This is a genomic window from Actinomycetospora sp. C-140, assembly GCF_054796175.1.
On sequence record NZ_JBTWNF010000004.1, the window covers coordinates 397,571 to 408,022 of the forward strand.

Consider the following 10,452-nt stretch of genomic DNA (forward strand, 5'->3'; position numbering starts at 1 on the left):
CACCCCATGAACGACGACTACACCGTGGCCGATCACCTCGTGGACCGGCTCGCCGAGCTCGGGGCCGATCGCGTCTTCGGCGTCCCGGGCGACTACAGCCTCGCCATGCTCGACCACGTCACCCACCACCCCATCGTGCGGTGGACCGGGTGCACCAACGAGCTCAACGCCGGCTACGCCGCCGACGGCTACGCACGGCTGCGCGGCATCGCGGCCCTGTCGACGACGTTCGGCGTCGGCGAGCTCAGCGCCATCAACGCGATCGCCGGCAGCTGGGCCGAGCACGTCCCGGTGGTGTGTCAGGAAGTGGCCGTACGTGCGCGCCGCGGGCGACATCGGCGTCGATCCGCTCCAGGCAGGCCGTGAGGTCGTCGCAGCCGCCTCCCAGCGGTGCGTTCGGACCGCCGACGGAGGTCAGCTGTGCCGTCGAGGCGACGATCTGCGGGCCCGGCGTCTGTCCCGCGGCGACCTCCTCGGCGAGGCGGTAGACGACATCACCGACGGCGCCCAGGTCGCGGACCGTGGTGATCCCTGCGGCGAGGAGGGCGGCGGCGGCGGCCCGGCCCTGTTCCAGCATCCCCTCCGTGTCGTGCTGGGTGACCTGCTGGATCAGCCGCATGTCCCCCGGGAAGGACAGGTGCGTGTGGACGTCGATCAGGCCCGGGAGGAGTGTGCTGTCACCGAGGTCGATCACCTCGGCGTCCGCGACTTCGCCCATCTCAGCGGAGCCGGCGACCGCTTCGATGACCGAGTCCCGCACGAGGACCGTCCCGTGCTCGATCACCTGTCCTGCTCCGTCGACGACTCGACGGCCTCGCAGGAGACGACGCGTCACGAGGGAAGCCCGCGTGTCGGGCCGTCGGACACAGCGCGGCTGGTCCGGTGCGGTCGGTCTGACACGGGCGCGCAGGCGTTCGGGTCCACGCTCCGACGATGGTCTCGAGCGGGGTCGGCTGGCCCTAGGGAAAGGCCCTAACGCGAGCGCAGCGGTTCGGCGCGGAGTCGGGCCCGAGCTGCTGTCGGTGGCGAGCTCGTCGAAGTCCTCGGCTGTTCACCACGTGACGCTCGTGGGGAGGAGGTCAGGCCGGGCCCTGGGCCAGGATCTGCTCGTTGCGCACGATGGTCCAGGTGACCATGGCGGAGTCGAGGTAGGCGCGGACCTCGACGATCATCGCGCCCGGTTCGGCAGAGTCGAAGCGGCACACCCAGCACAGGATGTAGTCGTAGGGCGCTCCTTCGAGCGTGTGCGACATGGCCTGGATCTCGACGACGACCGTCGGGCCGTCGAGGTGCAGGTGGCGCAGCTCGAGGCGGATGGGGTCGCGCATGAGCCGGGCGAGCCGGGCGAAGGTGGCGTCGGTGAACGCCTTCTTGTTCGTGTAGTGCCCGGCGATGGGGTGGGTTCCCATGACGGTCCAGTCGACGTCGTCGGCGACACGGTCGAAGAACGCGGACATGGTGTCGGGGTGGGCGAGGTTGGCGAACAGTTCCTCGCGGTCTGTGCGCAGGTCCATGCGGTGCTCCCGGCGTGGCCGTCGTTTCGGGTGATTCAGTCGCGTCGTCAGAGCCTGCTCGACGCGAGGGAGCCTGGCCAGTGCGGTCCACGAGGCGTTGGGGGTCATGCACGGCGAGCTCGCGGACCGCGGGCGCTCTTTAGACCGCGCGACGATGCGAGTGGGGTCACCGACCAAAGCATCTGACGAGTGCAAGGCGGTGACGATGGAGCGCGCGGTTTACACCATCGCGGGTGGGGCCACCGACGCCGATCGGCTCGCTCGCCAGGCGACGGTGATGGCGTCGGCGACGGTGCGCTTCCTGGAGTCGGCGGGCCTGCGGCCGGGCGCGACGTGTGTGGATGTCGGCTGTGGCGACGGGCAGGTCACGGTGGCGATGGCCCGGGCGGTGGAGCCGGCCGGGCGCGTCGTGGGCGTCGATGTCGACGACGGCGCACTCGCCATCGTGCGGCGGGCGGCCGCCGACGCGGAGGTCGCCGTGGACTTCCGGCTCGACGACGCCGGGGCCGGGGCGTTGGGAGCCGACCACGCTGATCTGGCATTCGCACGCCTGCTGCTCAGCTACCTCGTCGACCCGATGGCGGTGGTGCGCGCGATGGCCGGCGCGGTGAAGCCGGGCGGGGTCGTCGCCGTCGAGGACCTGTACGCCCCGACGCTGCACGCCGAGCCGTCGGTTCCCGCGCTCGACGAGCTGGCCGCGATCTACAGCGCGACGGTCCGCTTCCACGGTGGCGACCCGACCATCGGGCCCCGGCTGGCCGCGCACCTGAGCGCGGCCGGGGTGGTCGAGCTCCGGGAGCAGACGGTCGAGAACCGCATGACCACGTCTGCGCAGAAGACGTTCCTGGCCGAGCTGCTGGAGAACATGCGCGACGCCGTCGCCTCCGCGAGGGCTGGCCGCCGCGCAGCGCCCGGACACGGTGTTCGTCCAGGCCCGCATGCACCAGGTCTCGGCCCGCCGACCCGCGTAGTGCGTTCGGGTCGGCCTCGGGCGGCTGCTCGGAGCGCGGGACTGCCGCCTCGGGTCGAGGGCCCCGCGGAACGCGTCGGCGACGAAGGTCGGCTCCGACGATCTTCGTAGGACTCCTGCCGGGCCATCGTGGCGGGAGCAAGCGTGCCCGAAAGTAAAGGGAGTCACGTTGGAAGATCGTTGCGCAGGGCTGTGACCAGCGGAAACGGTGCGCCGTCAGGGACTCGAACCCCGAACCCAGTGGACGAGAGTCACTTCTGTCGCCGTGCGTGTGGTGAACGTTGGTGCTGGTCATTGATGGTGCTCGTCGGTCTCGATCATGTGCCCTCGGGCCTCGTGCAGGGCGATGACGTGACGTAAGCGGGCCTCAAAGCGGCCCGACCGGCTACGGAGGACACCTCTCGCGTTCTGCTCGAGGTATTCGCTGGGCCCGTGTGGAGCCGTTACCGTCGCGATGGTGACGGCGATGTACTCGGTGGATGACGAGCCCGCCCGTGGGCACCCGCTGCGGAAGGGGGCGTCGCCAGGGGCAATCCGGTCGGCGCTGCTGCCCGAGGACCAGGCCGGCTTCGATGCTGACTACGAGCAGGCGCTGACCCGGGCGGGCGCCAGCCGAGACTTGACCGAGCTGTTCACCGTGCTCGAGCACTGGCGTCGCCTTGCGGTGCTGCAGTCCGAGCCGGAGGTGTTCCGGCGCGTCGCGCGCCGGGCGGCCGAGCTGCACACCGGGGCGCCGCGACCCGAGAACGAGCCGCTGTCGGTGACTCGGTCGCACACCGGCATCTGAGCCCGGTGTACGTCGTCCACATCGACGACGAGGTGGCCGCTGCGCTAGGTCGACCGCGACAAGCCGGCCCCCGACCTGTCCACGTCATCCGCGCCGCCCCCACATTCCGGAATCACGACCGACCGCTCGCGGGCACTGATCGAGTCCCGCGTCTCCCAGCACACAGGCTCAGCCTGCATCGGACCGACGATCGGCACATGGCTTTGAGGAAGGTGGCGCCGTGCGTTTCGGTCGGTCAGCGTGTCAGCGGCGGGCTTGGACGGCTCGGTAGTTGGAGATGAGGTCCTTGGTGAGGCGGCTGCGCGCCTTGACCTCGATTCCCTCCTCGACGGCCCATGCCCGGATGCGCTCACGCGCGTCACTGGTGAGCCCGTCGGGTCCTGTGCGCGCCGTCGACGCGGCGGCGACGGCCACGGAGGCCGAAGCAGTCGGTGCGTCATCAGTCGGCGAAGAAGGCGCGGGAGTGGGAGCGCCGGAGGAACTGTCGGAGGCGAGTAGCGCACCGGGGTCGCTGCGATGGAAAGCGTCGCGTACGGAGGCGGGGATGCGGCCGCGCGCGGACAGCGGGTGCCCGTGGCGGCTGGCCCAGTCTCGGATGGCCTGGTTCTGCTCGCGGTCACCGACCGCGGGCGAGCTCGCCCGTGATGGTGCTTGCCGCTGAGTCGGGGGCTGGGCGCGGCGGCGTCGTCCGCGACCGCTGCATCGGGCATGCTCAATGTAGGGGGCGAGCGCATCGCGCAACGAGGTGGCGTGGGCGTTACTGAGGTCGATCTCGTAGGTGGCGCCGTCGAGGCCGAACTCGAGGCTCTGATCGGCCGCCGAACCGTCGAGGTCGTCGATCAACGTCACCGTTGTCCGTTGCGCCATCCCTGTGCTCCCTCGCGTTGATGATCCACGCGCAGGCTAGGGCGTGAGCGGGTCGCGGTACCCGGCGGTGGTTCCTTCGCCCAGGATCGACTGCCAGGGCAGCGGCCGCTGACGGATACGCCGCAGCCGGGATGGAGGCTCCGGCGACTGCTCCGCGGCCAAGACCGCGCGTTGATCGCTGAGTGGCTCGACCCGCTCGGTGGCACTCGCCGACTCGATGAAGGCGACCGTGGTGCGAGGATGCTCATGGTGCGGAGTCTGCCGCCACCGACGCGGGCCTCGCGTCCCTGCACGCACCCTCGATCGCCGCGGCGGACGTGGCGGCGGTTCGGACGCCCTCGACGAGCTCGGTATGGCAGCGACCCGAGGTCTTCCGCCGAACGATGCGGTTGGAGAACATGTGGCGCACTTGCCGGCACGAGCATGCGCCGGTCGACCCCCTCGGCGGTCTGCTGCGCGCCGATCAGGAGTCCGCGGGCGAGCCCACTCGTCCTGCTGGAGCGGCGCCGTACCCGCTCGGGCGGCTCAGGCGACCCCGTCACGCCCACGAGGTGCCGCGGACCGGCGATCTCGCCGCGGTTGTCATCGTCGCCGCCGCAGTCGTCGTCGCGGCTATCGCGGTCGCGGGGAGCGACGCGCCGATCCGGGCCGGCGAAGGGGGCACGGTGGTTCTCGTTCCCGGCTCTGTTGCGCGCTGGGACGCGAGCGCGGAGAGGGCTCCGTGATCTCACCGTTCACCTCGCGTAGACACAGTTCGCGAGGGCGTATGTCACCTTCGCGCCGCTGGGTCGTCGACGAGGGGAAACACAGGAACGATGAAGCACTCCGGCCAGCGGATGCTCTTCTGACGACCACTATCACCCGTTCGGGCGTTGCGGTCACGAAGGCGAGGTCTACCTTCTCCGCTAACGGCGATGGGACTCGCCTTCAACCGCAGGTCCTCCTGCTGACGGTCCCTGTTTCGGTTCCGACCGAGCAGGAGGCCGCATGCTCACATCTCCCTTCCCTCGTCGGTCGGCGCGTGCCGTGCCTCGTTCTGCGGGGGTGCGGCAATGTCGTTGAGCCCGCACCAGTCTCGGGTGCTCCAGGAGATCAGCGACCACCTCGCGATCACTGACCCGTGGCTGGCCCGCCAGCTGACCGGGCCAGCGCAGGCCCCGACGTCCACCTCCCGCGAGCTGGCCGTGATCGTCGTGCTGCTCACCTGGATGGCTCTCGGGTTCGTGCCGCTTGTCCTGGGCATCGAGTACGCCCACCCGACTCTGGTCGGAGTCGGGGTTCTGACCGCCTGTCTCGGCGGGCCGGTGATGATCTGGGCGACCCTGACCTGGGTTCGCCGTCACCAGTTCGTGCGCTTCAAAGAGAGCGGAGAACGGTAGTGGCGACGACAACCTCACACGGCACGATGCCGGACGGACTCCCGCAGCTCATCCGGGGGCGACACACCGATCCCGACCAGGGCAGCTGCCTCATGGAGTACGTCTCCGTCCTGGCCGGCGAACGGTTCAGGGGACGTCCCCGCGGGACTCATCTGTTGCTGGCGGGCGGAGCGCCGGATCAACGATGCCGTCGGCGACACAGTGCGCCCACAGCTGGCGACGCTGGGTCCCGACCTGATCGGCATGCGGGTCCATCGTCGCCGGATCCGGAAGATGGCGCGGGCGGCCATCTATCTGGAGCTCGCGGCTGCCGGGCTGGCCGCCGAGCCGGGCCACTGCGTCCTGCGCGAGCTGCATCAGCTTGCGCACCTGGCCGTGCGCCGATGGCTGCGGCCGGCAGACACCTTCGACCGCAACATGGTCTTCGAGACGACCATGGAAGCGCTCAGCGCGGTGGAGCTGGCACACCGTGACGAGCTGCTGGCCGCGGCTCGCCGACGCCGTGGTCGGGCGCCCGCTCCTCGACCGAGACGACCCGCCACGCAGTCCCCGAGATGGTGAGCCGCCACGCGATCGGCACGTGGCCGTATCGGCCTCATCGCTCGACCGCGGACTACTCGTCCGTAGTCGGGCCCGTCGTCGATCTGACGTTCGTTGGAAGGAGCAACGCATGACCGGTGCCGAGCCTCCCGAGGAGGAGCAGGACGCCCAGGTGGCCGGCCGCGAGCTGTGTACTGACGGGCCTTGTGCGAGCACGGCGCCGACCACGCACATGGTGCTCGGGTATCGGGCCAGCCCGTACGGCGAGGTGGTGCTGCGTCACGGCGCGGACCTCGCTATGAGGCTAGGGGCCGCCTTGCATGTGGTGCACGTGGTCGACCTGTCTGACTATCCGATCGATCCCGACTCTCCTGACTGGGAGCAGCAGGCTCAGAACACCCTCGCTGGGGAACAGCAAGACGTGGAATCCGCGCTGGCCGACTTGCCGGGCTCGTGGACATACCACGCCGCCCACGGGGATCCGGTCGCGCTGCTGCGCCAGGTCGCCGACACCCACGACGCGCTGATGTTCATCGTCGGCAGCCGGGGGGAGAGCGCCGGAAGCTTCTTCAGCCGCCTGCTCGGCACACGGCCCTCGGTCTCGCACAGACTGATCGCGCGCAGCCACCGACCTGTCCTGGTGGTTCCGCCGCACGCGGCCGACGGGTCGTGATCCTCGCCCAGGGCGCCGACGCCGAGCCCCCGGCGTGCGTGCCTGACTCGAGCATCACCGATCTTGGAGGTCAGTGGTCCACAGAACACGACCTCGGCGCACGCGGGGCGTCGGTCACGAGCCCACGTCCGAGCGCGCCGAGACCTGAGCTGGGCCTCACGGCGTGACGATCGCGAAGCCCGGATCGGGCGGGTCGAGGACGCCGAGCAGGCGCGGGAGGGCGTCGCGGGCACCGTCGACGACCAGGTCGCCCGACGCCTCGAGCTCTTCCGGCCCCGCGCGTCCGCCGACCAGCCCGAGCGGGGCCGCGCGCCCGATCCGGACCCGCGTGTCGGCCTCGTCGCGCCCCGCCCCCGCGCCGTGCACGAGCACGCCGTGGCGCAGCCGCGTCCAGTGCTGCTCCGCGGCGCCGTCGTCGCCCGTGACCGTCCAGTCGACGCCGAGACGCAGCGGCGCCATGTCCTCCAGCGTCATCGTGGCTTGATCGAGGTCCTGGTGGTAGCGCTCCATGAGCAGCCCCGAGCGCGACACTGACCGGGTCTGGGGAGATGGACACCTCGCCCTCCTCACGTCCACCGACATCCTGGAGCAGGATGCGGCGACGCGGGATCGCGCAGCCGCCTCGACCGCTACGAGGACCTTGCCACACCTCGCTCGCGTTCAGATCGGTTGTGCCCTTCCGATTCGCGGACGGACGAGGGCAGGGCTGATGTCTTCTGCAATGCGAGGCCGGTCGCGAGACACCGCGGCGCGAGTCGGGCGACGTCGCTACCCGTTCTCGAGAAGGACCTCCGCGGGCGCGCGCCCGCTCACGACCGAGGCGACCCAGGCACCGAACATCCTCGCGTGTGTTTCGGACTGGCCGAAGGCATGCTGATCGGGGGCGTAGAAGTTGACCGAGCCGATGGTGCGGTGGTCGTGGTGCAGGCCGACGCGGAACGGGCTCCACGGCACGGCGATCGAGAGCGCCGAGCGCACTCCGAGTGCCTCGACCTCCCGGCTCAGAGCGGGCCAGGACGACGCGTCGTTGTCGTCGTGGAAGTCATCGGCTCTCACGAAGGTCACCGCGTCCAGCTCCAGGGCGTCGATGCAGGGGCCTTCCTGAAGCTGATACTGCAGCGAGTCGAGGGACCGCGCGACGCCGGTGCTCAAAGCGGTCGTGCACGAGCGCCGTTCGCTTCCGAGCTGATCAACGGTTGTCACACTGATCGAGGGGCAGCCGGCGTAGAGGTCGTGGGCCGTGTCGAGGACGAGACCGAACACCTCCGGATGGCCTGGCGGTTGGTCGGGAGACCGCAGCCCGTTCGTGGACAGCCATTGCGTGATCACGCGTTGGCGAAGCTCGTGTGCCTGCATCCGCGCTTCGGTGGCACGACGTGCCTGAGCATGTGCGGCGACAACGGCACGTTGCGTTCGACGCAGCACGGCATTCTTGTGGGCCTGGATCCAGGCGCGCCGCATGGTCAGGTCCATCGTCCGGCCTGCCGAACCCATCCGGTCAGACTAGAAGCCTGTCTGCTTGGCGAGACAGAGTTCGGTCAGGGGGCTGCCCTCGGCGACGCGCCCCCGTCGGGTCCGGGGACTGAACCGCGGACAGGAGGCTGGCTCGAGCGATCGCGTCTCGACCTGGCCCGATCAGTTCCCTGAATCATCACCATCAAGGGTCTCGTCTTGGTCCCGACGACCTGCCTTGATGCTCTCGGCGCGTGCGATGAGGTCGTCGAGGTCGAGTCGCGGGGGGGTGCTGTGTGGCTCGTCTCGTGCCTCCATCTGCCTGACCAGGCGGCCGATGATCAAGGCGACGGACATCTCCACCACGCGGACGTTCAACGGGGTACGAAGCTCGGGCATGACCAGGGCGACGACGCTGAGACCGACCAGACTCGTCCGCGATATCTCGATCCTCAACCTCGCGTTCTGGGTCAACGATCACCTTCGGGTCGGCGAAAGCGACGAGCTCGATGGGTTTTGCCAGCGCAGTGGTCACTGAGACGTTACCTCCGACCGCCTATGACGCGACGCGCGAGTACCCCCAGCCGGCCGACTTCGCCGAGCGGCGCGGCGAGCAAGGCGTTCAGGACGTGCGGCCATCGGGCCCCTTCCACCCGCACCCGCCCGCGCTCCTGCAGAGACGCCAGCAGCTCGAGTCCGTCACGGCTGACGTCGCCCGCATCGGTCAGGTCGATGACGACGGGACGCTCCGCATCCTTCTCGGCGAGACCGGCCACCGTGGCGGCGTCGACGCGGCCGACAGGTGCGAGGTCGAGATTTGTGGAGCGAGCCATGGTCCCCCCATCATGAACACTGTTCACTTCCGGGACGGAGGTTAAATGAGCAGTGTTCACAGGGCAAGGGGGGCGCCCCCGGCCGATCGCCGCCTGAACCGGGAGCTGGTCCTCGACCATGCCGAGGCCCAGATACGTCGCGACGGGGTCACCGGGTTCAGTCTCCGGGCGCTCGCACGCGATCTCGACGTCCGGCCGGCGGCGCTCTACAACCACGTCAAGGGGCGGGACGACCTCCTCGACGCCGTCACCATCCGCTTTCTCGAGAGCATGGTGATCCCGGCGCCGTCTGACGACTGGTCGGCTTGGGCGCGCGCGGTCGCCATCGAGCTGCGCCGACGGATGTCCGAGCATCCCCATCACGGCGACCTGCTCATCGCCCGCGCTCCCGATGTCGAGGCCGGTCCGGTCTACCAAGCGCGGGTGTTCGCCGGTCTCGAAGCCGCCGGTCTTCCCCGCGCCGATGCCCATCTGGCCTGGCACGTCCTCTACACCGTCGTGATCGGCACGGTCGCCCAGCAGCGGGCTCGTGGGGCGGATCCCGCTGGAACGTTCGATGTGGTCCTCGACGTCGCCCTCGCGGGGCTCGCCTTGGAGATCACGAACGGGACCAGCGACCGTTCCCGGGCGCTGCACGAGGCTCATCGCCACACCCACCTATCGACCCCCGGGGGTGGGTAGATCGACGGTGGTCGCGAATCGTTCGTCGCAGCCCGCACCCTTGTCTTGTGAACAGTGCTCATTTATGCTCGGCCGCGAAATGAACAGCATTCACTTCCAAGGGGTCGGTGAGATCATGTCCGCGGGGCCAGGGGCTACACCTCACCGCCTCCGAGCAAAGTCGGCCGGGGGCATCGGATGATCACCTCCCGAGACCTCGCGCTGATTCGCTGGCCACGCTCAGAGGAGGACCTCGAACACGCCGGTGGAGAATCACCGCGGCCGTCGGTACGCGACCTCGACCACGGCTCGGCCGCCCCGCACGGCGGGAGGAGAGACGTCATCGCGGGGATGCTGTTGCTCAACACGCTGCCCCACACGCTGATGGGGCTGACCGGTCATCGGTGCCGGACACCGTGGGGTGGGGTGTCGTCGTCGGCCGGGCAGAACCTGGCGTGGGCGGCGCTCAACCTGGGTGGCGCGCTCGGCCTGCTGGCGTCGAAACGCTGCACCGGCCAGGCCGAGGCGGACCGACGGCGTGTGCGGGTCGGGACCGGGCTGTGCGCGATGGCGCTGTTCGGGCTGCTCTACGACGCCAGTCCCGCGGGGCGGCAGGACCGTCTCCTGCGCGAGGATGCGGTCCGGGTGCGGGGCGTCACGTGACATCGCCCCAGCCAACGCCCACGAGCGCGGCGGTCGGCGAGACCGCGGACGTCGGCGAGCCGGAGACGAGGATTTCGACGGTGCCCTGGCTCCCGGCGCACCGTCCAGACGCAC

Annotated in this window: 14 protein-coding genes, 1 pseudogene and 1 riboswitch; of the genes and pseudogenes, 8 read left to right on the forward strand and 7 right to left on the reverse strand. The window is 69.9% G+C overall.

Features of this window, described 5'->3' with window-relative positions; genetic code table 11:
- Nucleotides 1-6 precede the first annotated feature (6 nt).
- Nucleotides 7-366, forward strand: coding sequence for a thiamine pyrophosphate-binding protein (locus ACR9E3_RS09825; protein ID WP_460380053.1), 360 nt, complete (start codon nt 7-9; stop codon nt 364-366).
- On the opposite strand, the gene ACR9E3_RS09830 is transcribed toward ACR9E3_RS09825, so the two are convergent.
- Nucleotides 254-718, reverse strand: coding sequence for an amidohydrolase family protein (locus ACR9E3_RS09830; protein ID WP_460380072.1), 465 nt, complete (start codon nt 716-718; stop codon nt 254-256). The two genes, ACR9E3_RS09825 and ACR9E3_RS09830, sit on opposite strands and share 113 nt — an antisense overlap.
- Before the next feature lie 361 nt (nt 719-1,079).
- The gene (locus ACR9E3_RS09835) at nt 1,080-1,514 is read right to left on the reverse strand and encodes a nuclear transport factor 2 family protein (RefSeq protein WP_460380054.1); all 435 of its coding nucleotides are present in this window, start codon (nt 1,512-1,514) and stop codon (nt 1,080-1,082) included.
- A gap of 106 nt (nt 1,515-1,620) precedes the next feature.
- Here ACR9E3_RS09835 and ACR9E3_RS09840 point away from each other — a divergent pair, with 106 nt between their 5' ends.
- On the forward strand, nt 1,621-2,595 hold the full coding sequence (locus ACR9E3_RS09840) for a class I SAM-dependent methyltransferase (protein ID WP_460380055.1): 975 nt from the start codon (nt 1,621-1,623) through the stop codon (nt 2,593-2,595).
- A gap of 355 nt (nt 2,596-2,950) precedes the next feature.
- Nucleotides 2,951-3,271 (forward strand): DUF6247 family protein, encoded by a 321-nt coding sequence (locus ACR9E3_RS09845; RefSeq protein ID WP_460380073.1) that lies wholly within the window; start codon nt 2,951-2,953, stop codon nt 3,269-3,271.
- A gap of 510 nt (nt 3,272-3,781) precedes the next feature.
- Here the strand turns inward: ACR9E3_RS09845 and ACR9E3_RS09850 are convergent.
- Nucleotides 3,782-4,138, reverse strand: a pseudogene (locus ACR9E3_RS09850) (histone-like nucleoid-structuring protein Lsr2); the annotation flags it as partial.
- 901 nt (nt 4,139-5,039) lie between these two features.
- Nucleotides 5,040-5,104, forward strand: a riboswitch (Fluoride riboswitch).
- A gap of 86 nt (nt 5,105-5,190) precedes the next feature.
- On the opposite strand from ACR9E3_RS09850, the gene ACR9E3_RS09855 reads away from it, so the two are divergent.
- The 3 genes from ACR9E3_RS09855 (at nt 5,191) to ACR9E3_RS09865 (ending at nt 6,730) form a co-directional block, all read left to right on the forward strand.
- Nucleotides 5,191-5,517 (forward strand): DUF3040 domain-containing protein, encoded by a 327-nt coding sequence (locus tag ACR9E3_RS09855; RefSeq protein ID WP_460380056.1) that lies wholly within the window; start codon nt 5,191-5,193, stop codon nt 5,515-5,517.
- A gap of 201 nt (nt 5,518-5,718) precedes the next feature.
- Nucleotides 5,719-6,078, forward strand: a complete 360-nt coding sequence (locus ACR9E3_RS09860; RefSeq protein ID WP_460380057.1) for a hypothetical protein — start codon at nt 5,719-5,721, stop codon at nt 6,076-6,078.
- A 109-nt stretch (nt 6,079-6,187) separates the two neighbouring features.
- A complete protein-coding gene (locus ACR9E3_RS09865) occupies nt 6,188-6,730 on the forward strand; it encodes a universal stress protein (protein WP_460380058.1) in 543 nt (180 codons plus the stop codon).
- Between the two features lie 156 nt (nt 6,731-6,886).
- Here ACR9E3_RS09865 and ACR9E3_RS09870 read toward each other — a convergent pair whose 3' ends face one another.
- From ACR9E3_RS09870 to ACR9E3_RS09885, 4 genes are all read right to left on the reverse strand, one after another.
- Nucleotides 6,887-7,261 (reverse strand): alkyl sulfatase C-terminal domain-containing protein, encoded by a 375-nt coding sequence (locus ACR9E3_RS09870; protein WP_460380059.1) that lies wholly within the window; start codon nt 7,259-7,261, stop codon nt 6,887-6,889.
- Between the two features lie 237 nt (nt 7,262-7,498).
- On the reverse strand, nt 7,499-8,224 hold the full coding sequence (locus ACR9E3_RS09875; RefSeq protein ID WP_460380060.1) for a hypothetical protein: 726 nt from the start codon (nt 8,222-8,224) through the stop codon (nt 7,499-7,501).
- Between the two features lie 141 nt (nt 8,225-8,365).
- Complete coding sequence (locus ACR9E3_RS09880; RefSeq protein ID WP_460380061.1) at nt 8,366-8,656, reverse strand: hypothetical protein; 291 nt, start codon at nt 8,654-8,656, stop codon at nt 8,366-8,368.
- A 68-nt stretch (nt 8,657-8,724) separates the two neighbouring features.
- A complete protein-coding gene (locus ACR9E3_RS09885; protein WP_460380062.1) occupies nt 8,725-9,015 on the reverse strand; it encodes a hypothetical protein in 291 nt (96 codons plus the stop codon).
- Nucleotides 9,016-9,060: 45 nt separating this feature from the next.
- Here ACR9E3_RS09885 and ACR9E3_RS09890 point away from each other — a divergent pair, with 45 nt between their 5' ends.
- Both ACR9E3_RS09890 and ACR9E3_RS09895 read left to right on the forward strand, forming a co-directional pair.
- The gene (locus tag ACR9E3_RS09890) at nt 9,061-9,696 is read left to right on the forward strand and encodes a TetR/AcrR family transcriptional regulator (RefSeq protein WP_460380063.1); all 636 of its coding nucleotides are present in this window, start codon (nt 9,061-9,063) and stop codon (nt 9,694-9,696) included.
- Between the two features lie 330 nt (nt 9,697-10,026).
- Nucleotides 10,027-10,338, forward strand: a complete 312-nt coding sequence (locus tag ACR9E3_RS09895; RefSeq protein WP_460380064.1) for a hypothetical protein — start codon at nt 10,027-10,029, stop codon at nt 10,336-10,338.
- Nucleotides 10,339-10,452 lie beyond the last annotated feature (114 nt).

Coding starts and splice junctions, on each gene's coding strand:
- ACR9E3_RS09825 (WP_460380053.1), top strand. CDS start 7: ATGAACGACGACTACACCGTGGCCGATCACCTCGTGGACCGGCTCGCC.
- ACR9E3_RS09830 (WP_460380072.1), bottom strand. CDS start 718: ATGGGCGAAGTCGCGGACGCCGAGGTGATCGACCTCGGTGACAGCACA.
- ACR9E3_RS09835 (WP_460380054.1), bottom strand. CDS start 1,514: ATGGACCTGCGCACAGACCGCGAGGAACTGTTCGCCAACCTCGCCCAC.
- ACR9E3_RS09840 (WP_460380055.1), top strand. CDS start 1,621: ATGCACGGCGAGCTCGCGGACCGCGGGCGCTCTTTAGACCGCGCGACG.
- ACR9E3_RS09845 (WP_460380073.1), top strand. CDS start 2,951: ATGTACTCGGTGGATGACGAGCCCGCCCGTGGGCACCCGCTGCGGAAG.
- ACR9E3_RS09855 (WP_460380056.1), top strand. CDS start 5,191: ATGTCGTTGAGCCCGCACCAGTCTCGGGTGCTCCAGGAGATCAGCGAC.
- ACR9E3_RS09865 (WP_460380058.1), top strand. CDS start 6,188: ATGACCGGTGCCGAGCCTCCCGAGGAGGAGCAGGACGCCCAGGTGGCC.
- ACR9E3_RS09875 (WP_460380060.1), bottom strand. CDS start 8,224: ATGGGTTCGGCAGGCCGGACGATGGACCTGACCATGCGGCGCGCCTGG.
- ACR9E3_RS09885 (WP_460380062.1), bottom strand. CDS start 9,015: ATGGCTCGCTCCACAAATCTCGACCTCGCACCTGTCGGCCGCGTCGAC.
- ACR9E3_RS09890 (WP_460380063.1), top strand. CDS start 9,061: ATGAGCAGTGTTCACAGGGCAAGGGGGGCGCCCCCGGCCGATCGCCGC.
- ACR9E3_RS09895 (WP_460380064.1), top strand. CDS start 10,027: ATGCTGTTGCTCAACACGCTGCCCCACACGCTGATGGGGCTGACCGGT.